Consider the following 23,405-nt stretch of genomic DNA (forward strand, 5'->3'; position numbering starts at 1 on the left):
GGTATGTCCCGCCGTCCCGTCACCCCGAACCTGCGGAGCGATTGTCGCCATGACAGCCACCACAGACCTATCCCAAGCCGAACCCGAAAGCTGGTTCCACCGCAACCAACAAGCGATCGCCCCATGGCTGTTTCTGGCCCCGGGGATTCTGTTCTTTCTGGTCTATGTAATTGCCCCCGTATTCCAGTCCTTCAATCTGTCTCTTTATCAGTGGGACGGGCTTGGTGAGGCGGAGTATATCGGTCTGCGCAACTATGAAGACTTGTACTATGAGTGGGTTGATCGCGACGCATTCTATGTCTCGCTAAAGAACAATCTGATCTGGCTGGTTTTGTATCTTCTGGCGATTCCGGCGGGTCTGTTCATTGCCCTGCTGCTGAACCAGACCATCTGGGGCATCCGGCTGTACAAGTCGTTGTTCTTCTTTCCCTTTGTCATCAGCCAGGTTGTGGTTGGGCTGGTCTTCACCTGGTTCTACGACCCCACCTTTGGCCTGCTGAACCAGTTTCTAGGGCTGTTCGGGGCGGGTCCGATCAACGTTCTTGGCAACGAAAATCTGGTCACCTACGGTATCATCCTGGCCGGGCTCTGGCCACAGACCGCCTATTGCATGATCCTGTATCTCACCGGCCTGAACGCCGTAGATCCCGAACAGATCGAGGCTGGCCGCTTGGACGGTGCCAAAGGCGCACGGATGCTGTGGTATATCGTGTTACCGCAATTGCGGCCCGCCACATTTATCGCCTTTGTCGTCACCATCATCGGCGCACTGCGATCCTTTGACCTGATTTCGGTCATGACACAGGGTGGTCCGTTCGGCTCGTCCCGCGTGCTGGCCTATTACATGTTCGAGGTGGCTCTCTCGGAATACGGTTTCCGCATGGGCTATGGCGCCGCCATCGCAGTGGTGCTGTTCATGATCATGATGTGCTTCATCGTTTACTTCCTCTGGTCGATGTACAGTGAAGAGAAGGGACACTAAGCCATGTTTCCGACACCAATCGAAAAACAGCCCAAGGCAGCCCAACTCACCTACAAGGCGCTTCTGCCCATCGCCCTGCTGATGTGGCTGGGGCCGCTGCTGGCGGTGGCTCTGTTCTCGGTCAAACCAGATGCCGATTTCGTCAACGCCAACTACTGGGGACTGCCGTCTTCTTTCGAGTTGATGCATAATTACGGGCAGGTCTTCTTCAACAGCGACATGCCGCGCTACATGCTGAACTCAGTCCTGATCACCGTTCCGACGGTGATCGGCGCGGTGGCGCTCAGCACGATGACCGGCTTTGCGCTTGGGATTTACAAGTTCCGTGCAAACATGTGGATCTTCTTCATGTTCGTGGCGGGCAACTTCGTCCCGTTCCAGATCCTGATGGTGCCAGTGCGCGACCTGACCCTGGACCTTGGTCTTTATAACACCAAGACCGGGCTGGTTCTGTTCCACATCGCCTTCCAAACCGGGTTCTGCACCCTCTTCATGCGCAACTTCATCAAGGCGCTGCCCTTTGCCTTGATCGAGGCCGCCCGGGTCGAAGGCATCAGCGAAATCAAGATCTTCTGGTATGTGGTGCTGCCGCTGATGAAGCCGGCACTGGCCGCTCTGTCGGTGCTGATGTTCACCTTCATCTGGAACGACTATTTCTGGGCGGTGGTGCTGACCCAAGGTGCGGAAAGCCAGCCGGTGACCGCAGGCATCACCAGCTTCAATGCCCAGTTCCGGGCCGCCTATCATCTGATGAGCGCAGGCAGTATCGTTGCAGCGCTTCCCCCGGTGGCCATGTTCTTCCTCATGCAGAAACACTTCATCGCGGGTCTTACCCTTGGAGCCGTCAAGTAATGATAAGAACCTGGTCGCTTCATGATGAGCGACAATCCCTGGTGCTCGCGGCCCATCGCGAGCACCTTCCCGAAGTCGTCTATTTCGGGCCTCGCCTACCAGATGGCGAAAACCAGGAAACGCTGTTCCAGGCCTACGGCCTTGACGTTACCGGCGGCATGTTGGATGCCAACCCGGAACTGTCCATCTGTCCCGAGGCCACCCGCAGTTTTCCGGGCCAGCCTGGGCTTATCGTCCGTGATGGTGGGGGCAGGCCGCTACTGCCCAAGTTCTGTTATGAAAGCGAAGAGGTTGACGAGCGTCAAATCGTCCTGACTTACCGTGACGAAACGGATAGGTTGACCTATTCGGCGCGATTTTCGATCGACCCCAAGACCCACATTATCGAGGCGCAGGCAACCCTTGAGGCGGATCGTCCCGTGCTGCTCCACTGGCTCAGCGCGCCGGTTTTCCCCGCACCGCAATTGTCGGATGAGATGCTGGATTTTGCCGGGCGTTGGTGCGGCGAGTTTCAGATGAACCGGACTGCCTGGTCACCCGGTATCCGGTATCGCGAGAACCGCACCGGGCGCACGGGCCATGAGCATTTTCCAGGCCTGATCGTGCCCGTGCGAGGGGCAACAAATGCCCAGGGACAGGCGTATGGCTTCCATTTCGGCTGGTCCGGCGGTCATAGGATGGTGGCCGAGGAATTGCCTGATGGTCGCCGTCAAATCCAGTTCGGACAGGCCGCGCGGATGGAGCGCGATGCCCAGACCCGGTTCGAAACCGCGCCACTCTACGCAGTGTTTTCCAATGACGGAATCAATGGCTGTGCTGTGGCTTTCCAGCGTCATCTGCGCGACCGGATCGTCACGTTTCCAAAGCCGGACAGCCCCCGGCCCGTGCACTACAATTGCTGGGAAGCGGTCTATTTCAACCACAACCTGCCGGAATTAAAGGACATCGCGACGCGCGCCGCCGACCTGGGTGCGGAACGCTTTGTACTGGACGACGGCTGGTTCGGGCAGCGCGACGATGACACCTCGTCGCTGTCAGACTGGGAGGTCGATCAGCGCAAATACCCCGAAGGCCTGGACCCGCTGATCAAGCATGTACACTCGCTGGGCATGACATTCGGCATCTGGTTCGAGCCTGAGATGATCAACCCTGACAGCTCGATCCACAGGGCCCACCCGGAATGGGCGCTGGGAGGTGAGGATCAGATTTTAGGCCGCCAGCAAAAGGCGCTCAACATGGCGCTGTCGGAAGTGCGGGAGTTCCTTTATGAGCGAATGGCCGCGATCCTGTCGGCGCATGACATCGATTATATCAAGTGGGACCACAACCGTGTATTGCCGATGCCTGACGCGGCGCAGACGCGGGGCTCTTATGCGCTGATCGACCGATTGCGCGCCGATTTCCCGCATGTGGAAATCGAAAGCTGCGCGTCAGGCGGAGGGCGCATCGATTTCGGCATCCTCAAACGCACTCAACGGGTCTGGCTGAGCGACAGCAATGATGCGTTGGAGCGGCTACGCATTCAGCACAACGCGGCGATCTTCCTGCCCATGGCGGTCACCGGTAGCCATGTCGGCCCGCGCGTCTGCCACACTTCGGGCCGCGTATTGGATATCCGTTTCCGTGCCTGGGTGGCGGCGCAGCGCCATATGGGGTTCGAGATGGACCCCCGCGAGCTGACCGAAGATGAGGCAGCAGTACTGCGCGGCGTGACCACATGGTGGAAGGCCAACCGCGACTGGCTGTATTCTGCGGATATTCTGCGACTCGACAGCCCCGACCCAGCCGTAATCGCCGAACAGCAACAAACCAGCGACGGATCGCGTTTCGTGGTGTTTGCGGGCAAGGCTGCAACGTCGGCTCAGATTGCGCCGCGACCGTTGCGGTTGACGCGGCTCGAGGCGGAAGCGCTGTACCGCGTAGAACTGCGCCGAACAGCCGAGGCACCGCCAACGTTGTCGCGCGGCAACCCGGTCCTGAAACAGCAGCCCGTCACGTTAAGCGGACAATATCTGATGAGTTATGGGCTGACCCTACCGTGGAGCTTCCCACAATCCATGTGGGTCATCGAAGGTGAAAAACTATGAGCAATGAGAAACGTCGCTCGCAACACTGGTACGGAAAGCTCGATAAGGACGGGTTCATCCACCGGTCCTGGATGAAGAATCAGGGCTTTCCCGACCACGCCTTTGACGGCCGGCCCGTTATCGGCATCTGCAATACCTGGTCTGAACTGACCCCCTGCAATTCGGGCCTGCGCGACCTGGCCGAGGGCGTGAAGCGGGGCGTGTGGGAGGCCGGCGGCTTCCCGGTTGAATTCCCGGTCATGTCGCTGGGCGAAACCCAGATGAAGCCCACCGCGATGCTGTTCCGCAACCTGCTGGCCATGGATGTCGAGGAATCCATCCGCGCCTACGGTATCGACGGCGTCGTGCTGCTGGGTGGCTGCGACAAGACCACGCCGGGGCAACTGATGGGCGCAGCGTCGGTCGATCTGCCCTCCATCGTGGTCAGTTCCGGCCCGATGCTGAATGGCAAGTATCGCGGACAGGATATCGGCTCGGGCACCGATGTGTGGAAATTCTCCGAGGCCGTGCGCGCCGGTGAGATGACCCTGCAGGATTTTATGAATGCCGAATCCGGGATGTCCCGCAGTGCCGGGGTCTGCATGACCATGGGCACCGCCAGCACCATGGCCTCTCTGGTCGAGGCGATGGGGATGAGCCTGCCCACCAACGCGGCTCTTCCTGCTGTGGATGCCCGCCGCATGGCGCTGGCGCATCTAACCGGAAAACGGATCGTCGAGATGGTCGACGAGGACCTCAAACCCTCGGATATCCTGACCAAGGAGGCCTTTGAGAACGCCATTCTGGCCAATGCAGCCGTCGGCGGATCGACCAACGCGGTGGTGCATCTGCTGGCGCTGGCGGGCCGCGTGGGCGTCGAACTGACCTTGCAGGATTTTGAGATCGGCTCGGAGATCCCTCTGTTGGTCAACTGCATGCCTTCCGGAAAATACCTGATGGAGGATTTCTGTTATGCCGGTGGCATGCCGGTGGTTCTGTCCGAGCTGAAAGACCACCTGCGCCCGGCAACGACGGTTCTGAACAAGTACATCTCGGCCCACTACGAAGGCGCCGAATGCTTCAACCGCGATGTTATCCATGCCTTCGACGCGCCGGTGAAACCGGCAGCTGGTTTGCGCGTTCTGCGCGGTAATCTGGCGCCCAACGGGGCCATCGTGAAGCCCTCGGCCGCCACCGACATGCTGCTGGAGACCGAAGCCGAGGCTTATGTCTTCGACAGCATTGAGGACCTGAAGGCCAATATCGACCGCGACGATCTGCCGGTCACGCCCGAAACAATCCTTGTCCTCAAGGGCTGTGGCCCCAAGGGTTATCCCGGCATGCCCGAGGTCGGCAACATGCCGATCCCCGGACGGCTGGTGAAACAGGGCGTACGTGACATGATCCGTATTTCGGACGCCCGCATGTCGGGCACCGCATATGGGACCGTGATCCTGCATGTCAGCCCCGAGGCGCAGGCCGGTGGCCTGCTGGCGCTGGTCAAGACCGGTGACCGCATTCGCGTCTCGGCCAGCCAGGGCATACTGGAGCTGCTGGTGGACGAGGCAGAGCTTGAGGCCCGCCGCGCCGCCTGGCAGCCGGACCCGCCGCATTACACGCGCGGCTATGCCAAGCTTTATGTCGACCACGTGTTGCAGGCGGATCAGGGGGCCGATCTGGACTTCCTCACCGGCAAGGACACGCGGCTAGTGACACGGGAGAGCCATTGATGGAACAGATCGCAACCTTCCCGGACCTGAACGGGGCCTCGGTCTATATCACCGGTGGCGGTTCGGGTGTCGGCGCATCACTCACGGATGGGTTCATGGCCCAAGGCGCCAATGTTGGCTTTATCGGGCGCTCCGATGCAAGTGCCTTCGTGGCGGAGATGGAGGCCAAACACGGACGTGCTCCCCTGTTTTTACAAGGCGACATCACCGACACCGACCAACTGCGCGCCACGATGACGAAGGCCGCCGAGGCGCACGGACCGCTCAAGGTGCTGGTCAACAACGCCGCCAACGACCAGCGGCATACGCTGGAAGAGGCAACGCCCGACTTCTGGGACTGGATGCAGGCGGTCAACCTCAAGGCCTATTTCTTTGCCTGTCAGGAGGCCGCCCGGCAGATGGCTGAGAATGGCGGCTCGATCATCAATTTCAGCTCGATCAGCTACATGATGGGCAATGCGGGTTACCCGGCCTACACCACCGCCAATGCGGGCATCACCGGCATGACCCGGTCGCTCGCCCGTGAACTGGGCCCGCAGAACATCCGCGTAAATGCGATGGCGCCTGGTTGGGTTTTGACGCAAAAGCAGCTCGACCAATGGGCGACGCCCGAGGACCTTGCCGCGCATCTCGGGCGGCAATGCCTCAAGGAACATCTGGCGCCCGAGGACATGATTGCGCCGACCCTGTTTCTGGCCTCCGAAGCCAGCCGCATGATGACCGGGCAATGCATGGTGGTCGATGGTGGCGTTGTGACGACAGGATAAGGGATGAGCGTGAACGCAGAATGGATTGCGGTAGATTGGGGCACGTCCTGCCTGCGGGCCTGGGCGATGCGTGGCGAAACTGCCGTGGCCGAAGCTGTATCCGGGAACGGCATGTCCCGATTGGGTCGCGACGGGTTCGAGCCAGCCTTGCTGGAGCTTGTCGGTGACTGGATCGGCGATGGCCCAGTTGACGTGATCGCCTGCGGCATGGTGGGTGCCCGGCAGGGCTGGGTCGAGGCGCCCTATAGCGCCGTGCCCGCCGCGCCGCTTCCGGTGCCGCCGGTGCGGGTGCCGGACACAGGCCCGCGCTTGCGGGCGCATGTGGTGCCCGGCCTCAAACAGGTCAAACCGGCGGACGTGATGCGCGGGGAAGAGACCCAGATCGCCGGGTTGCTCGCCCAAAACCAGAACTGGGACGGGGTGATCTGCCTGCCCGGCACTCACACCAAATGGGCGCAGATCAGCGCAGGTGAGGTGGTAAGCTTCCGCACCTTCATGACCGGTGAGCTGTTTGAGCTGCTGGGCAGCCAGTCGGTTCTGCGCCACTCGGTTGGCGATGGTTGGGATGCGGGTGCTTTTGCCGAGAGTGTGGATGACATGCTCTCGAAACCGGAAAATCTTGCATCCCGCCTCTTCGGTCTGCGTGCGCAGGATCTGCTTGAGGGGCAGGATCCCAACTTGGCGCGCGCGCGCCTGTCCGGGCTCTTGATCGGTGCTGAACTTGCGGCTGCACGGCCCTATTGGCTGGGCCAGCAACTGGCCGTGATCGGCGCGCCTGGTATTGCCGAGACCTACGCCACCGCGTTGCGGCGACAGGGGGCGTTTGTCACTCTGGCCGACGCGCAGGACATGACGCTCGCCGGGCTGTCCGCGGCCCGCAATCTGCTGGAGAGCTGAGATATGAGCCGACCTATCATTGCCATTCTACGCGGCCTGCGCCCGGACGAGGCCGTGCCGATGGCCGAGGCGCTGATCGCCGCCGGGATCGACCAGATCGAGGTACCGCTAAACTCGCCCGAGCCCTTGCAGAGCATCGCCGCTATGGCAGAGGCCTGTGGTGCCCGCGCCCTGATCGGCGCCGGAACGGTTCTGACCGTTGACGAGGTCGAGGCCGTGGCCGACGCAGGCGGCAAGCTGATCGTCTCACCCAATTGCGACACCGAAGTCATCGCGCGCAGCCGGGCGCTGGGGCTGGAAAGCTGGCCGGGGATTTTCACCCCAACCGAGGCGTTTGCCGCGCTCAAGGCGGGCGCGTCGGGTCTGAAACTGTTTCCCGGCGCAATGGCGGGGACATCGGGCCTGTCCGCCCTGCGCGCCGTGCTGCCAAAGGGCACGCAGGTCTACGCCGTGGGAGGTGCTGGGCCGGAGAATTTCGGTGAGTGGATTGCGGCCAGTGCCGATGGGTTCGGCATCGGTTCAGCGCTCTACACGCCGGGCATGTCGGTGTCCGAGGTGGCCACTCAGGCCGCAAGGATCGTGGCGGCCCATGACGAGGCGGCGGCATGACCATGGTTTTCGACGACCGCGCCTGTGAGTTGGGCGAGGGGCCTCTGTGGCATCCCGAGCGGCAACAGTTGTTTTGGTTCGACATCATGGGCAAGCAACTCTTGACCCGGAAGGGCGACCAGCAGGAAAGCTGGACCTTTGGTGAGCGTGTCTCGGCCGCGGGTTGGGTGGATCACGACAGGCTGCTGATCGCCTCGGAAACCGGGCTGTGGCGGTTTGATATCGCTGACGGCTCGCGCGAGTTGGTTGTGGCGCTTGAGGCCGACAATCCTGTGACCCGCTCGAATGATGGGCGTGCCGATCCATGGGGCGGGTTCTGGATCGGCACCATGGGCAAGAACGCCGAAAAGGCGGCGGGTGCCATCTATCGCTATTACCGGGGCGAGTTACGGCAGCTGGTGCCGGGTATCACCATCTCCAATGCGATCTGTTTCGCGCCCGACCGGTCCTGCGCCTACTACACGGATACCACAACGCGCCGCGTCATGCGATGGGCGTTGGAGGCCGAAACCGGCTGGCCTGTGAGTGAGGCTGAGACGTTCCTCGACCTGAAAGATGCTGGATTGAACCCGGACGGCGCGGTTGTGGATGCCGAGGGTAATCTTTGGGTTGCGCAATGGGGTGCAAGCCGCATTGCCGCATATACACCGGACGGGCAGTTTCTTCGGGCATGTGAGTTTCCGGCGCAGCACACGTCCTGCCCCGCCTTTGGTGGGCCGGACCTGTCGACGCTCTATTGCACGACGGCAAGAGAGGGGCTGGATGCTCAGGCATTGGAGGCTGAACCGCGCAATGGCATGACCTTTGCCAGCGAGCAAGCGGGCAAGGGGCAGGCGGAGCACAGGGTCATTCTATGAAACCGGAACTGGGTGTCTGTTACTACCCCGAGCACTGGCCCGAGGCCCGCTGGGCCGAAGACGCGCGGCTGATGATCGAGACCGGCCTGCGCTGGGTTCGGGTCGGCGAGTTCGCGTGGAGCCGGACGGAGCCCGTGCCCGGCGAGTTGCAACTGGACTGGTTGGATCGGGCCATCGAGACACTGGGCGCGGCGGGGCTGAGGGTGGTGCTGGGTACACCCACCGCAACGCCGCCGCGCTGGATGTTGGATCGTCACCCAGACATGCTTGCGGCGGATGCAGATGGCCGCCCGCGCAAGTTCGGCTCGCGGCGGCATTATTGCTTTAGCCATCAGGGATACCGCGAAGAATGTGCCCGGATCGTGGACATTCTGGGCGCGCGCTATGGGGCCAATCCTCATGTGGCCGCGTGGCAGATCGACAATGAATATGGCTGTCACGACACCACCGTCAGCTACTCCGACGCTGCGGCTGCGGCGTTCAGGCGCTGGCTGGCGGATCGCTACGGCTCGGTAGAGAAACTGAACGAGGCCTGGGGCAATGCGTTCTGGTCGATGGAGTATCAGTCCTTCGACCAGATCGACCCTCCGAACCAGACCGTAACCGAGGCGAACCCGGCCCATGTGTTGGCCTTCCGTCGGTTCAGCTCGGATCAGGTGGCGGCGTTCAATCGGGTGCAGACGGATGTGCTGGGTCGGCATACCGAGGCGCCATTGATCCACAACTATATGGGCCGTGTTCTCGACTTTGATCATTTCGAGGTCGGGGCGGATCTGGATATTGCCAGCTGGGACAGCTACCCGATCGGGTTTCTCTCGGACCGACTCGAGGCAGAGGATGCGCACAAGCAGGCGTTCCTGCAACAGGGCGATCCGGACATGCAGGCTTTTCACCATGATCTCTACCGCGCCGTGGGGCGCGGTCGTTGGTGGGTGATGGAGCAACAGCCGGGCCCGGTGAACTGGGCGCCGTACAACCCGGCTCCGCTACCGGGCATGGTGCGGCTGTGGTCGCTCGAGGCGGTGGCGCATGGGGCCGAGGTGGTTAGCTATTTCCGCTGGCGGCAGGCACCGTTCGGGCAGGAGCAGATGCATGCGGGGTTGTTGCAGCCAGACGGGCGGCCCGCGCCGGGTCTGGCCGAGGCGCAGGAGGTCTCTGAGGTTCTGGAGCAACTGCCGGATCTGGCAACGGCCAGGGCGCAGGTGGCCATCCTGTTCGATTACCCGTCCGACTGGGCGTGGGCCACGCAACCGCAAGGGGCGGGGTTCGACTATTTCCGGTTGGTCTTCTCGGCCTACCGCGCCCTGCGCCGTGCGGGACTGTCGGTGGATATCCTGCCCAGCTCTTGTCGGGATTTCGAAGGCTATTCCCTGATCCTCGCCCCTTGTGTGGCCGAACTCGACAATTCGTTGGCGCAGGCCCTCAATTACACACCCGGCCTTGCGGTCACAGGACCCCGCAGTGGTGCGATCACCGCCGAGTTCGGCATCCCAAATGCAGGCCGTCCGGGCATTAAAGAGTTCGACTGCCATGTGGATCTGGTAGAGAGCCTGCCGCCCGCAGTTGCGAGGCCGGTGGTCGGAGGTGGCACAGTGCGGCATTGGTGCGAGCGGGTGTCCGGTTCGGTGGAAGCCCCGTTCCAGTTCGAGGACGGCGCGCCGATGGCACTGGCAAAGCCGGGCCTGTGGTATCTCGCCGGATTTCCGGACGATGCCCTGTGGGACCGGATCATTGAGAAGGCGGCAGAGCAGGCGGGATTGACGCTGACCCGGATGCCCGAGGGCCTGCGCCGAAGGTCTTTGGGCGATCATTCCTTCGTGTTCAACTACGCCAACAGCACCGTTGAGTGGGAGGGGCACAGCTACGCACCCCGCGAAGTGGCCATCTGGCACAAAGGCAAAAGGCTGAACCTGAGCTAAAATGCAGGAGCGGGTCGTATCGATCCGCTCCCACGGTGGTCAAACGGCTCTAGCTATCCCAGATCGCGCCATAAGCCGGAATGCCGAGGCTTTCCATGTCATGCACGACCTTGCGTGTCAGCTTCTGGTTCGAGATCACGATTACCGCCTCAGCGCCGCTTTCACGCACCGCTTGCAAGGCCAGGGCCGACAGGTTGGGCTTGCCCTGCGCATCGGTGTCCCAGATCAGCGGATTCTCGGTATGCGCCTCGATCTCGTCCACCAGAGCGTCGCCATAGGTCTTGCGGGGAGCCCGGGTGGACCAGATCAGCCGATTGGGCACATCGCCCGCCAGCAGATGCGGCAGGATCGGACCTATACCCGAGCCAGTGCCGACATAGACCACTTTGCGGAACAGCACCTCGATCCGCGCCACGCCTGACGTGGTGATCCCCTTGACCCAGACCTTGTCCGGAGGATTGTCGATGAACCGCCCGGTCCAGTCCCCTGCACGGCTGATCGCCAGACGGTAGCCGGACCGGTCCGGGGACGGGATGTTGGCAAAGGAATGATACTCACCAAAGGGCGTATGGCTGATCGCGTTCGAGCTGCCGGGAAAGGGCGTGTCGCCGTAGTCGAACCGCGCCAGAACCGCGTGGTTCGAGGGTTTGACGATCTCCACATCCACCCGTTTTAGCGTCAGCCAGGGCGAGACGATGGACAGGGTAATCAGGCACAACATCCAGAAGGCCGGGGTCTGCATCAACTCTCCGCCCGCGTCGCGGGTGATCGAGACGGTCTGGGCCCAGAACAGCCCAAGCACGGTCCAGCCGACAAAGCGGTGGATCTTTTCGAACGTGTTGTGGAACCGCGCCCGGATGGGTCCGAGCGCCGAGACGATCATCAGCGTCATCAGAATCACCATCGTCGCGCTCAGGCCCAGCGTCAGATCCGAAGGCAGCGCCGCACCCGCCGCCCGGTTCGAGATCATCGCAGACAGCAGGAACCCGAACCAGACCGTCCCGGCGACGGTGCCGCCGGAATGCAGCCCGCCGAAATGGAACACCTTGCCCGCGCCCCAGCGTATCCAGAGCGGCCACGAGACCGGCACCCGGGTCGCCAGCCAGAAGAGCGCATTCACCACCCGTTGTTGCCGGATCAGGATGCCCATGCTGAGATTGATCAGTGCCATGTCCGCGATGGCACCCAGCGCATAGCCGTCTGCCGTGAACCAGCGCCCGTCGCGCAGGCCCAGGACAAACATTGTCAGGTTCACCACCGCCACCAGAAAGGCCAGACGGCGATACTCCATGAAAGCAGGATGGCGGGTCACCCGCCGCCAGTTGAGGGGGCGGGTTTCGAGATTGGTCGTCTGCGTGGTCATCAGTTCAGCTCCACGCCTTGCGCCGCGATATGGTCTTGCGCCAGTTTCAGCAACAACCGCTTGTCCAGCTTGCCGCGCGGGGTGCGGGGCAAGGCCTCCATCGGCAGTACCACCGTGGGGCTGCAATAATAGGGCAGCCGGTTCGCCACCGATTGTGCCGCGCGCTTCGGACAGGCGGTCGAGGGCGAGATGAAGCTCACCAAATTGCGGCTGTCGTATTTCAGCGTGACGGCCTGCTGGCAGCATTCCGACGCCTCAAGCGCGTTCGTCACGCCGTCAAGCTCGACGCGGAAACCGCGCACTTTCACCAGATCGTCCACGCGCCCGAAGTGCTCCAACTCGCCGTCCTCGGTCCAGCGGCCCAAATCGCGAGTGCGGAACATCATATGGCCGGGGCGGAACGGATCGGGTTTGTAGCGCTCGCTGGTCAGCTCTGGGTTGGCCAGATATCCGGCGGTCACACAATCGCCACCCGCCCACATCTCGCCCTTATGGCCAATGGGTAGCGGGCGCAGGTTCTCGTCCAGAATGTAGACGGTGTTGTTGGGCGTCGGGCGTCCGATCGACAGCACCGGCTTGTCCGGAAAATGCGGCTCGGCAGTGTTGATGATCGTGGTCTCGGTCGGCCCGCACGAGTTGTAGAAAGTGCAGAAACTGCCCCAGAGATCGGCCAGCGGACGAGGGCAGGGCTCACCGGCGACGGCGGCCACCTTGATCTGCTGGCAGCGGCTGGCCTCCAGCGAGTTCAGGATCGAGGGCGTTGCGATCAGCACATCGACCTGTTCAGCGGTGTCCTGAATCGACTTGCCGCGAATGACCAGCGTGGCGCCGTTGCTGAGGGCGCCCAGAGTCTCCCATGCGGCCATGTCGAAAGCGATGGACAGGATCTGACCCACCCGCATCCCGGGCCGCATCCCAAGATCGCCCGGTGCGGTTAACAGGATGTTGCAAAGGTTCTTGTGCGTGACCTGCACGCCGTTCGGCACGCCGGTAGTGCCGGAGGTGAACAGAATCATGGCCAGATCGTCGGGCTGCGCCGCGAATTCCTCGCGCGGCGGGGCGTCTGCATCCAGCGCAGGATCGAACATGACGGTGTCGATGGTGACTAGGCTCTGATCGCTGGCAACAGGCACCTGATCGGACAGTTCCTGCAGCGACAGGATCACCCGTGCGCCGGTCACCCTGGCGATGTGGCGCAAGGTGTCTTTGGGCGTTACTCCGACATGCTGGGGTACATAGGCCGCGCCAACCCGTATTGTGGCAACGATGCCAACCAGCATGGGAAGTGAGCGGTGAAGATACAGGCACACGGCGTCGCCGCGCTGCACGCCATGTGCACGCAACACCGAGGCCACGCGGTTTGCTGCGGCATCAAGCTCGGCATAAGTCAGTGTGCACCCGTTGTGCTCGGCCGCGATCGCTTCTGGCTGGGTCTTTGCCTGATGATCGATGGCTTCAACGATTGTCGGGACCTTGGGTGCCTGTTCGGCCCCCCAGCCAAAGGCGAGGAACCGTTCCCGGTCCGCGACGCTGAGATGAGCCAGCGGGTCAGAGGTCAGTTGCGAGCGAGTGACGTCAATGTTTGAAAAGGCTGATGTAAAGCCTGAGGCAAGATCTTGCATGATGGGCTCCTGAAAAATAATCAAGCGTGAACACGCTAATGGGAAAAAATCCCATTTTCTGTTCACAATGGATCAATTTCCCATCACAGACCTGTTCAGTGCGGAAATATGCCGATACTGCTATGCGGGATTTCGCCGAAAGCTCAAATGCATGAACGATATTCCCGAGGACCCGTTTGCCGCGACGCTGGCCGATTTGCTTGAACCTTTGGCACAGGCGATGGTCGCGCGGGGGGTGACTGTTCAGGCAGCGACCGAGGCGCTGAAACAAGCCTTGGTGAATGCGGCCATGCACGTCGAGGGCAGCGACACCACCGACAGCCGGATCAGCCTGCGTACCGGATTGCACCGTAAGGACGTCAAGCGACTGCGTCAGGATGGGGAAAAAGCACCCTCCGTCAGGTCGGCAAACGCGGTTGCCATGACTGTCAGCTACTGGGCCACGGCTCCCGAGTACCAGAATGCTGATGGCACGCCTCTGGATCTGCCACGAGAAGGTGATGTCGGGATATATGACATCATCCGCAGGACAAGGGCTGACATGGCCCCGGGAACGGTGCTTGCCACGATGCTGGACCAAGGAGTCGTTGAGGCGCTGGCCGATAACAGGTTTCGCCTACAGACCCGGGCTTTCCTGCCGGATGCCGGCGGGGAGGCCCTTGTCGCGGCTTATCAGGCGACCTTGTCCGCGCATCTTGCGGCTGCCACTCACAATCTGCTCGCGCCCAAGGGCGCCACAAGACATTTCGACAGGGTGGTTAGATACTCTCATCTGTCGCCGGAAGCCGTGGATCTATTGTCGGCGGCCGCAGCGGAGAAGGCGCAGATGCTGCTTGAAGAGATTAACGCTTTAGCGCGGGAGCTTCAGGAACGCGACGCGGGTAGTGACCATACCGGTCGCTTTGCGTTTGGAGGATATGTCTTGCCCACACCGGATACGGAGGATGGCGAATGAACCCGGTGGCTCGTATAGCGGTTTGGCTGTTCATTATTGCCTTTGGTGCATTGGCCGCAGCGGCGCAGGAAGGTGAGGAACGAGAGGGTGGTATCATCGGTACCGGCATCGTGGGGACGGTCACCGAGATCGGCAGTATCTACGTGAACGGTCAGCACATCATGTTCGATCCTGACTTGGTGGTGAGTGACTCGCTGGACGTTGTCACCGCTGGTGACCTGAGGCCCGGTCATACGGTGGCCGTTATTGCTCAGCCGGAAGGCGAAATCTGGCGTGCGACCTATATTCGACAAGTCCTTCCGTTGGTCGGGCCGGTCGATGAAATTGACGGCCAGCACATGACGATCCTTGGCACCGAAATTCGGGCTGCAGGCCGGATCGAAGGCGTGTCTGTGGGTGACTGGATCGCGGTCAGTGGCCTTTGGCACGATGATGATATTCGTGCGACCAAACTGGCAGCGGTTCCCGAAGACAAGCGGCAGGCTCAGATCAGCGGCACATTTCTTGGCCGGGACAACCAGGGGCGGGTGGTGATCGGCGACACCGCGGTGTTCGGAATGGACCTCTTGCACCTCGCACCCGGGGACGTTGTCCGCGCCACTGGCGTCGTTGCGCCGGACGGCATACAGGCCTTACGGTTTGAGACCGGGCTGTTCACGCAACCGGTTCGGATCATGCAGGTCGAGGGCTATCTGTCCGTGCCGCAGCCGGACGGGCTCTATACAATCCTGGGCAGTGGCCTCGTCGCATACACACGACGACCCGAGATGATCAGTACCTCACAAAAGGTGATTCAGTGCGGCGCGGGCGGCGCCCTGGGTGAGGTGCCGGGTGAGGCATTGCAGGACAGTGAAACCCGACAGGCGGCGAAAAAGCTGAATTGCGGCTTCCGGGACTGAACCCGGACAGCCGCTATAGTTCAGTAGGAACGTAGAAACAGACCAAGTGGCGGAGTGACAACGCCCCGCAACCGATAGGTTCTTCGGTTGTGATGTGCGCCTTGGCGCCTCTCAGCCGATCTCGATCTCGACGGCCTCGGACTGATCCTCGGACGGTTTTGAAATCGTTAGTTCGAGAATGCCGTCATTGTAGTCAGCCGAGATCGTGGAGGGGTCGACACTTCGGCCCAGATCGACACCGCGCACGTAACGCCCCACGCGGCGTTCGTGCATGATCCAGTGGCCGTCATCCCGTTGCAGCCCTTTGGCCTCGGCGCTGATCGAGAGGGTGCCGTCACTGTATTTGACATGGATGTCCTCTTTCCGGACGCCAGGCAAATCCATAAGCAGGATATAGGCGCTTGGCGTTTCGTAGACATCAACCGCCGGCACACGCGGGTTGCGGGCCGGGCCTTCGGGCGCGTCCTCGCCGAAAACCCGTTCCAACACGTTTTCATGACGGTTCTCCGACAGGATCACCGTACCGAAAGGGGACGCAATACGTTGTGCCATGAGTTACTCTCCCGGTGTTGGTTTGGTTGACGAAATCGGAATTCGTACATCCGTCGGATCTTCCAGTTCGGCAGATGGGTAGTCTTCCTTGAGCCACTTGATCAAGGACATCACCATCAAGGTCAGCACCACCATCAGGGGCAGAGCCACTACGACCGACGCCGCCTGCAGAGCGCTGAGACTGTCCTTGCCGCCCGCGAACATCAGGGACAAGGACACCGCAGCTAACGCGATAGCCCAGAAGAACCGGTGCCAACGGGCAGGTTCGACCGCCTCGCCGGAGTCCTCGGTCGCAACAGTCGCCAACGTATAGGCCGAACTATCCAGCGTGGTGGCCCCGAAGATGAAGGCCAGCACGACGAACACGATCAGCAGCGGAATGGCAAACGGGATGGATCGCCCGCCCAGTTCCATGATCGTGGCCACGATGGCTTCGGGTGCCAGCCCATCGGACACCATCTGGCTGAGGTCCAGCGTGCCTTCAAGCTGGAAGAACATCGAGCTGTTGCCGAGAACCGCGAAGAAGATCCAGCAGCCCAGCGAACCGCCAAGGATTTCCACCGCGATCAGCTCGCGGATCGTCCGCCCGCGCGAGATGCGGGCGACGAACAGGCCCATGAAGGGCGCATAGGCGATCCACCAGGCCCAGTAGAAGATGGTCCACCATTCAGGGAATGTACCCCCGGCGTCGACGTAGGATTTACCGTCATTTGCCGCCTCGATGAACTTCTGACCCTTGTTGATCGGATCGACATAGAAACTCATCTCGACAAAGTTCTGGACCAACAGACCGATGGAGTTGGTGAACGTGTCCAGCATGAAGATGGTTGGGCCGAACAAGAACGAAAAGCCCAGCACGAACAGGATCAGCCACAGGTTTATGTCGGACAGAACCTTGATGCCTTTCTCCAACCCGGAATAGACCGAGAACCCGAAGATTGCCGACCAGATTGCGATCACGATCAGATCCAGCGTGAAATTGCGTTCGACCCCGAACAGCTCAGCCAGACCCGCCGACAGCATTGGTGTCCCAAGTCCCAGCGACGTGCCCACACCGCCGATCAGACCGAACATGAACAACACGTCGATCATTTTGCCGACCGTGCCATTGGCATGTTTGCTTCCGATAACCCCTTCGCAGGCAGCGGACAGCCTCAGGATCGAACGGCCCTTGTTCCAGTAGAGATACGCCAGCGGCAGCGTTGGGATGCAGTAGACGGCCCAAGCGGTAAACCCCCAGTGAAACAGGCCATACATCGCGGCCCATTCGGTGGCGGTCTGTGATTTGGGCTCGATACCAAAAGGTGGTCCCGAGTAGTAATAGGCCCATTCGATGGTGCCCCAGTACATCACGCTGGCGCCGATCCCGGCGCAAAACAACATCGCGACCCAACTGGGCAGCGAAAATTCGGGCCGCGCGTCAGGCCCGCCAAAGCGGACTTTGCCGAACCGGCCGAGCGCGAAGTAGACCAGAATGCCGAACGCGCCGATGGTGAACCATAGGTAGGCCCAGCCCAGTGTCTTGGTTGACCACGATAGTGCCTTGCCCAAAACGGCCTTGCCATCGGCTGGGAACATCACTAGCGGGGCAGAAAAGCACACGATGACGACGAGCGCCGTGTAGAAGATGACTTTGTCAATCTTTGGTCCTTGCATCTCTTCCTCCGGGTTCGTGCTTCAGAAACGGCCAGCCTGAGCGCCCTCTTGCCCGAAATCGGGTGATGCGAAGGCTTCAAACCGCGGACGAATCTTGTCGATGTTCTGTGCCCACCACTGCGAGTCGTAGCGCAGGGCATTGGTCATGTTTACCTCGCTTGTGGGCAAAAGCGGCTCCATCTCGGGCGACACTTTTGCAGCCGAGGATTTCCGCGCAGGACCATACGAGATGAAGGTTGTCCATTCTGCCAGTTTGTCGGTGCTGGTGGCGTAGCGGACAAAGTCCAATGCCGCCTGCAGATTGCGCGATCCTTTGGGAATGGCGAACAGGTCGTATTCCCAAATCTGCCCGTCCCAGACGATACGGATATCGCGCCCATCTTCGGTGATCGGACGGAACAACCGCCCGTTCCACGCCATGCTCATCGACACGGCATCCTCCCCAAGCAGCTGCGCAGGTTGCGGCCCACGTTCCCACCACACGATGTCCGAGTGAATTCCGGCCAGCTTGTCAAAGGCGCGGTCCAATCCCCGTGGCGTGCCCAGCTGTGAATAGACGTCGCCAGCAGCTACACCGTCGGCCATCAGCGCCCATTCCAGAATGCCGCGTGGATCACGGCGGATGCCGCGCTTGCCGGGAAAGGCCTCGACATCGAAGAAATCGGCAATCGTCGTCGGTTCGGTGGCAAACTCGTCGCCGTTGTAGGCGTAGACCGTGGACCAGATCAGATTGCCGACACCGCATTCGTGCAAAGCGCCGCTCCGGAAATCCTCAGCCGCCGGCGTACCGTCCCCGCCCGGTGGCAGGCTGCCCAGATCAAACGTCTCAAGCAGGCCCTCCTCGCAGGCCTGAATGAGGTCGGAATACTCCATGTCGATCACGTCCCATGTGACGTTCGCGGAATCGACCTGGCGACGGATTTCCTCGATCCCGCCATTGTATTCTTCCATGGTGGCGTAAGAGCCGGTTTCCTTCTCCCACGGTCTGAGCAGTGCCAACATCTGCGCTCGGGCGGCGCTGCCGCCGAAATTCACCAGTGTCAGATCGGAATGTGCCTGAACCTGAAACGGTGCGAGGCAAAGGAGGGTGGCAGCCGTCAGCCGAGCCAAACCTTGTGCTACTGTTGGGGTCAATGCAGCCTCCTGTGTCATGAGATGCCAACGGAGATTTCGTAATCTTGCAACCTGATAACGATTCAAGCAATAAGATCACAAATTATTTGTTCTTCACGAAATAAATTTGCCCCACAGCGGATCACCGCCAATTCGCGAAGCCGGCACTCATGGGTGACTGCCGCCGCGTGGTGAGTGAAATCGGTTGCAGCATCATTGCAAATTTCACCTGCACTTGCGCCCGATCTTGGGTAAAAGCCATGTATGTTGGTATGGTTCTGAGGTATTGAATGGCGGTCACCCTCAAGGATGTTGCACAGCGCGCTGGTGTGTCGCGCTCGGCTGTGTCACGGGCGTTCACCGATGGCGCCTCGGTGTCTGAAAAGATGCGCAAAAAGGTGGAAAAGGCCGCGGCCGAACTCGGGTACAGCCCGAACGCGTTGGCTTCGAGTTTGACGACAGGTCGGACCAAGCTGATCGGGCTAGTGTCCAACAACTTCCACAATCCGGTGTTTCTTGAGGTCTTCGACCTGTTCACACGGGGCCTTCAGGAAAAGGGGTTGCGGCCCTTACTGGTCAACCTGACCGACGAAACAGATCCTGAAAACTCGGTCCGTATGCTGCGGCAATATTCGGTGGACGGAGTTGTTGTCGCCTCGTCGACCTTGTCACCAGGATTTGCCGAAGCGTTTCGCGAGGCGGGTGTGCCGGTCGTGCATTCCTTTGGCCGTCAGACCAGTACGCCCGGCGTGCATGTTGTGGGCATTGACAACATCGAATGCGGGCGGATGGCCGCGCGCGAACTGGTGGCGCGCGGATATCGCAGTGTTGCATTCCTTGGTGGGCCAAAGACTGCAACCTCGACGCAAGATCGCCACGAGGGGTTCATGTCCGAGCTCAAAAAACACCCGGATATCCGGGTCGGTCAGAGCTTTGCCAGTGCTTATTCCTTTGAAGCAGGCCGCCACGAGATGCAGCGATTGTTGCAGGGCGAACTTGCCGAGGGGTATTTCTGCGGCGACGACGTGTTGTCCATCGGCGTACTGAGCGCGTTGCAGGATGCAGGGCGGAAAGTGCCGCAGGATGTCGGCATCATAGGGCTGAACGACATGGAAATGGCCGGTTGGCAGAACATCAACCTGACCACGATCCGGCAGCCCATCCCCGAGATCATTCTGGCCTCACTTGAGTTGATGGAGGCAATGCTCAGCAATCCCGACCGTCATCCGGAGGCGCGGATTTTCCCCTGCACGATTGTCGAGCGGGGCACGCTGCGGCCCCGCCCATAAGCCTCGCTTACCGGAACATCGGTGGGCGCGCGTCCACCCAGGCGCCTTCGGCCTTGCCGGAGTCCGCGACGGCGTAGACCGCGGCCATCGACCGCAGCCCATCGGTTGCGCGAGGATACAAGTCCGCCGCTGGGTCCATCGCGCGGCCCTCTTTTTCGGCCCGCAAAGCTTCGGCCAGATCGCTGTAGATATTGGCAAAGGCCAGCGGCATCCCTTCGGCATGGCCGATGGTGACGCGGGTGGTGCGGTCGGCCTCGGGCGACAGGCCCGCCTCGCCGCGCTCGATCACCTGCAGCCGGCCATTGAGTGGCATCCAGTAGAGCTGGTTTGGCTGCTCTTGCGCCCAGCGAAGCCCGCCTTTCTCACCAAAGACCTGAAGAGTCAGCCCGTGCTGGCGGCCAATGGCCACCGATGACGTCCAGAGACGACCGACGGCGCCACCGTCCATGCGGAAATTCACCATCGCATCGTCTTCGAGCACGCGGCTGGAAATGCAGGAGACAGTATCCGCGGACAGGCGCGCGATCTCTTGCCCGGTCACAAACGAGGCCATGTGCAGCGCGTGAATACCGCAATCGGCGAACTGGGCAGACACCCCAGCCTGTGCCGGATCATAGCGCCAGCGCACCCGGGGATTGTCGGCGTTGGCGGCATCGGCGTGGTGACCATGGGCAAATTCCGCCACAACCAGCCGGATCGCGCCCAGATCGCCGCGCGCAACCATCGCTTTCATGTGCCGCACCAGCGAATAGCCCGAATACCCGTAGTTCACCGCACAGATCTTTCCTGTGGCCTGGCTGAGCCTGACGATCTCTTCCGCCTCATTGACGGTCATGGTCATCGGTTTTTCGCAGAGCACATGAAAGCCGGTTTCCATGAACGCCTTGGTGATCTCGAAATGTGTGGCATTCGGGGTGGCTACTGTAATCAGATCGACCCGGTCCTCGCGGTCCCTTTCCCCCTGCAGCATCTCGCGCCAGTCGCCGTAAGAGCGGTCGGCAGCCAACCCCAGAGTCTGGCCATAGGCGCGCCCAGCCTCCGGCCGGTGATCCAGCGCACCGGCGGTGAATTCGAAAAGCCCGTCGAGCCCCGCGCCCAGACGATGGGCCGGGCCGATCTGGCTACCTTCACCGCCACCGATCATGCCCCATTTCAGTTTTGCCATGGCTGTAACTCCCTACACGAAGCCGATGGATTCAAGATATTCCCGGTTTGCTCGCGCGTCGTCCACTGGGCGCACATCCAGCGTCGGGTCGCAATCCTGCTCGACCGTGCACCAACCCGAGAAACCAGCGTCGATCAGCACTTGGCGTACGGCGGGAAAGTCCACATCGCCGTCGCCGAGGTTGCAAAAGATGCCCTGTCCGCAGGCCTCGTAGAAATCCGTGCGGTTGGCGATCACGTCCGCCTTAACTTTTGGATCGATATCCTTGAAATGCATGTAGGAAATGCGATCGATATGCCGCTTCATGAAGGCTACCGGATCGAAACCGGCATAAGAGTGATGACCGGTGTCGAAACAGATCTTCAGGATCTTTTCGTCCACTTCATCCAGCAGGCGCTCAAGCTCTGGCTCGAAATCCATGAAACCGGCGGCATGGGCGTGAATGCCCACCGACAGTCCGTATTCCTCGGCACCGATGCGGGCACTCTCCGCGATGCGGTCGCGATAGGCGGTCCATTCGGCTTTGTCCATCTGCTCGGCCTCGGAGGCGCGTCCGGCAGTTGCGGCCCGGCGGGGCGAGATCGAGTCGATCAACACCAGATGCTGCGCGCCGTGCGCCACCAGCGCCTTGCAAGTGCGCACCGTGCCGTCCAGCACGTCGCCCCACTGATCCGGATCGTGAAAAGGGCGGAAAACCACGCCGCCGATCAGTTCCAGATCATGCTCGGCCAGCCCGTCGGCCAGCACTGCCGGGTCCTCGGGCATAAAGCCGACCGGGCCCAATTCGATCCCCGTGTACCCGGCCTCGGCGCATTCCTTCAGAACGGTCTGCCAGGTCGGGTTGCGGGGATCGTCTGCAAATTCCACGCCCCAGGAACAGGGCGCGTTGCCAATGCGGATTGTCATCTGTTCAAACCTCTTATCCGGAGGGGTTGCTTTTCAGAAAGGTCAGGAGGCCACAACGTCGAGCCAACTTTTCGAGTTGGACGAGGCGATGGCGGTTTCAACGATGCGGACAACCTCCAGTCCATCCCTGAAAGTGGGCCAGACCGGGGTTCTGGTTTCGATGGCGCGCAGGAAATCGCGCGCCTCGATAATGATCTGGTCCTGATAGCCGGTGCCGTGGCCCGGGCCCTGACAGAACGGCAGGTAATCGGGATGCGCAGGCCCAGTCAGGATCTTGCGAAAGCCCCGCTCGGCTTCGGGACCCTCGGCACGATAGAGCCAGATGGCATTCTGATCCTCCTGATCGAAGCGGATCGCGCCTTTGGTCCCAGTAACCTCATAGGCATAGCCCATCTTGCGGCCCGTCGCGATCCGGCTGGCATGCAACTGGCCCATAGCGCCATTGCCAAAACGGCACATCATCTGCACCTGATCGTCATTGGTAACAGTGCCGCCGGGGCGGGTGGCGTGAACGGTTTCGATTTCGGCAATCAACCGGTCGATAGGGCCGATCAAGGCCAGCGCGGCATTGAAGATATGCGGCGCCAGATCGCCGATGGTGCCATTGGCCTGCCCCTCGGTACGCCACGTCGCGGGGGCCTCGGGGTCTGAATAGAAATCCTCGGTATGTTCGCCGCGAAACCACGTCACATCACCGATCTCGCCCTCGGCGACCAGCTTGCGGGCATACTGGCTGGCCGGAGTGCGGATGTAATTGTAGGCGACCATGTTCACTGCGCCGCTTGCTTCAGCTGCGGCAACCATGGCCTGCGCATCGGCTAGCGATGTGCCCATCGGTTTTTCGCACAGGACCGGTTTTTCCAGGGTAAAGGCAGCCTCGGCAATCTCGCGATGGGTGGATTGGGGTGACGCGATCACGATGGCCTCGACCGCAGGGTCTTCGACCAGTGCCCGCCAGTCATCTGTCGCCCGGGCAAAGCCATAGGCCACGCGATAGCGTTCGGCAGAGGCCGTATTCGTGGCGCACACCATCTCAAGCCGGGGCCGCAGAGCAGTGTTGAACACCGCCCCGACGGCGGACATGGCCACCGCATGCGCCTTGCCCATATAGCCGCCGCCGACAATGCCGATGCCAATCTCAGCCATGATCCCATCCCGTTCGGAAAATCGGTTTGCAACCGGTTGCAAAATTTGTATCCTCAGATT

The 23,405-nt window shown here is 61.2% G+C and carries 20 protein-coding genes; 12 read left to right on the forward strand and 8 right to left on the reverse strand.

The features are described from left to right. Positions 1-49: 49 nt before the first annotated feature. The 9 genes from AB3N21_RS05555 to AB3N21_RS05595 are packed head-to-tail and all read left to right on the forward strand — an operon-like array spanning position 50 to position 10,679. The gene (locus tag AB3N21_RS05555) at positions 50-982 is read left to right on the forward strand and encodes a carbohydrate ABC transporter permease (RefSeq protein WP_367934274.1); all 933 of its coding nucleotides are present in this window, start codon (positions 50-52) and stop codon (positions 980-982) included. A gap of 3 nt (positions 983-985) precedes the next feature. Then, positions 986-1,834: a carbohydrate ABC transporter permease gene (locus tag AB3N21_RS05560; protein ID WP_171173266.1), complete on the forward strand. Its 849-nt coding sequence runs from the start codon at positions 986-988 to the stop codon at positions 1,832-1,834. Further along, complete coding sequence (locus tag AB3N21_RS05565) at positions 1,834-3,921, forward strand: alpha-galactosidase (RefSeq protein WP_367934275.1); 2,088 nt, start codon at positions 1,834-1,836, stop codon at positions 3,919-3,921. The genes AB3N21_RS05560 and AB3N21_RS05565 overlap by 1 nt, the downstream gene beginning before the upstream one ends. Further along, the gene (locus AB3N21_RS05570; protein ID WP_367934276.1) at positions 3,918-5,630 is read left to right on the forward strand and encodes an IlvD/Edd family dehydratase; all 1,713 of its coding nucleotides are present in this window, start codon (positions 3,918-3,920) and stop codon (positions 5,628-5,630) included. The genes AB3N21_RS05565 and AB3N21_RS05570 overlap by 4 nt, the downstream gene beginning before the upstream one ends. Then, positions 5,630-6,397 (forward strand): SDR family NAD(P)-dependent oxidoreductase, encoded by a 768-nt coding sequence (locus AB3N21_RS05575; protein ID WP_367934277.1) that lies wholly within the window; start codon positions 5,630-5,632, stop codon positions 6,395-6,397. The genes AB3N21_RS05570 and AB3N21_RS05575 overlap by 1 nt, the downstream gene beginning before the upstream one ends. A gap of 3 nt (positions 6,398-6,400) precedes the next feature. Beyond that, the gene (locus tag AB3N21_RS05580; RefSeq protein WP_367934278.1) at positions 6,401-7,294 is read left to right on the forward strand and encodes a 2-dehydro-3-deoxygalactonokinase; all 894 of its coding nucleotides are present in this window, start codon (positions 6,401-6,403) and stop codon (positions 7,292-7,294) included. 3 nt (positions 7,295-7,297) lie between these two features. Beyond that, the gene (locus AB3N21_RS05585) at positions 7,298-7,903 is read left to right on the forward strand and encodes a 2-dehydro-3-deoxy-6-phosphogalactonate aldolase (RefSeq protein WP_367934279.1); all 606 of its coding nucleotides are present in this window, start codon (positions 7,298-7,300) and stop codon (positions 7,901-7,903) included. Further along, positions 7,900-8,760: an SMP-30/gluconolactonase/LRE family protein gene (locus AB3N21_RS05590; RefSeq protein ID WP_367934280.1), complete on the forward strand. Its 861-nt coding sequence runs from the start codon at positions 7,900-7,902 to the stop codon at positions 8,758-8,760. Before AB3N21_RS05585 ends, AB3N21_RS05590 begins: the two co-directional genes overlap by 4 nt. Then, positions 8,757-10,679, forward strand: coding sequence for a beta-galactosidase (locus AB3N21_RS05595; RefSeq protein WP_367934281.1), 1,923 nt, complete (start codon positions 8,757-8,759; stop codon positions 10,677-10,679). The genes AB3N21_RS05590 and AB3N21_RS05595 overlap by 4 nt, the downstream gene beginning before the upstream one ends. A gap of 49 nt (positions 10,680-10,728) precedes the next feature. Here the strand turns inward: AB3N21_RS05595 and AB3N21_RS05600 are convergent, their stop codons facing one another. After that, entirely contained in the window at positions 10,729-12,042 is a 1,314-nt protein-coding gene (locus tag AB3N21_RS05600; RefSeq protein ID WP_367934282.1) for a hypothetical protein, read from the reverse strand. Beyond that, complete coding sequence (locus AB3N21_RS05605) at positions 12,042-13,664, reverse strand: amino acid adenylation domain-containing protein (protein WP_367934283.1); 1,623 nt, start codon at positions 13,662-13,664, stop codon at positions 12,042-12,044. The genes AB3N21_RS05600 and AB3N21_RS05605 overlap by 1 nt, the downstream gene beginning before the upstream one ends. A gap of 67 nt (positions 13,665-13,731) precedes the next feature. On the opposite strand from AB3N21_RS05605, the gene AB3N21_RS05610 reads away from it, so the two are divergent. Continuing rightward, positions 13,732-14,619, forward strand: a complete 888-nt coding sequence (locus AB3N21_RS05610) for a DUF6502 family protein (RefSeq protein WP_367934284.1) — start codon at positions 13,732-13,734, stop codon at positions 14,617-14,619. Further along, positions 14,616-15,518, forward strand: a complete 903-nt coding sequence (locus AB3N21_RS05615) for a DUF5666 domain-containing protein (RefSeq protein WP_367934285.1) — start codon at positions 14,616-14,618, stop codon at positions 15,516-15,518. Before AB3N21_RS05610 ends, AB3N21_RS05615 begins: the two co-directional genes overlap by 4 nt. 111 nt (positions 15,519-15,629) lie before the next feature. Here the strand turns inward: AB3N21_RS05615 and AB3N21_RS05620 are convergent, their stop codons facing one another. From AB3N21_RS05620 to AB3N21_RS05630, 3 genes are read right to left on the reverse strand one after another with little or no spacing between them, the layout of a single operon-like run. Next, positions 15,630-16,070, reverse strand: a complete 441-nt coding sequence (locus AB3N21_RS05620) for an Hsp20/alpha crystallin family protein (protein WP_367934286.1) — start codon at positions 16,068-16,070, stop codon at positions 15,630-15,632. Between the two features lie 3 nt (positions 16,071-16,073). Next, complete coding sequence (locus tag AB3N21_RS05625) at positions 16,074-17,726, reverse strand: BCCT family transporter (protein WP_171173279.1); 1,653 nt, start codon at positions 17,724-17,726, stop codon at positions 16,074-16,076. A gap of 21 nt (positions 17,727-17,747) precedes the next feature. Further along, positions 17,748-18,860, reverse strand: coding sequence for an ABC transporter substrate-binding protein (locus tag AB3N21_RS05630; RefSeq protein ID WP_367934287.1), 1,113 nt, complete (start codon positions 18,858-18,860; stop codon positions 17,748-17,750). 269 nt (positions 18,861-19,129) lie between these two features. On the opposite strand from AB3N21_RS05630, the gene AB3N21_RS05635 reads away from it, so the two are divergent. Continuing rightward, a complete protein-coding gene (locus AB3N21_RS05635; protein WP_367934288.1) occupies positions 19,130-20,128 on the forward strand; it encodes a LacI family DNA-binding transcriptional regulator in 999 nt (332 codons plus the stop codon). A gap of 7 nt (positions 20,129-20,135) precedes the next feature. Here AB3N21_RS05635 and AB3N21_RS05640 read toward each other — a convergent pair whose 3' ends face one another. The 3 genes from AB3N21_RS05640 to AB3N21_RS05650 are packed head-to-tail and all read right to left on the reverse strand — an operon-like array spanning position 20,136 to position 23,345. Then, positions 20,136-21,293 carry a Gfo/Idh/MocA family protein gene (locus AB3N21_RS05640; RefSeq protein WP_367934289.1) on the reverse strand — a complete coding sequence of 386 codons (1,158 nt, stop codon included), beginning with the start codon at positions 21,291-21,293 and terminating at the stop codon, positions 20,136-20,138. A gap of 12 nt (positions 21,294-21,305) precedes the next feature. Continuing rightward, the gene (locus AB3N21_RS05645; protein WP_367934290.1) at positions 21,306-22,199 is read right to left on the reverse strand and encodes a TIM barrel protein; all 894 of its coding nucleotides are present in this window, start codon (positions 22,197-22,199) and stop codon (positions 21,306-21,308) included. A 42-nt stretch (positions 22,200-22,241) separates the two neighbouring features. Beyond that, positions 22,242-23,345 (reverse strand): Gfo/Idh/MocA family protein, encoded by a 1,104-nt coding sequence (locus tag AB3N21_RS05650; RefSeq protein ID WP_367934291.1) that lies wholly within the window; start codon positions 23,343-23,345, stop codon positions 22,242-22,244. Positions 23,346-23,405 lie beyond the last annotated feature (60 nt).

It is taken from the genome of Ruegeria sp. (genome assembly GCF_040830605.1).
In the GTDB taxonomy this organism is placed as follows: Bacteria; Pseudomonadota; Alphaproteobacteria; order Rhodobacterales; family Rhodobacteraceae; genus Ruegeria.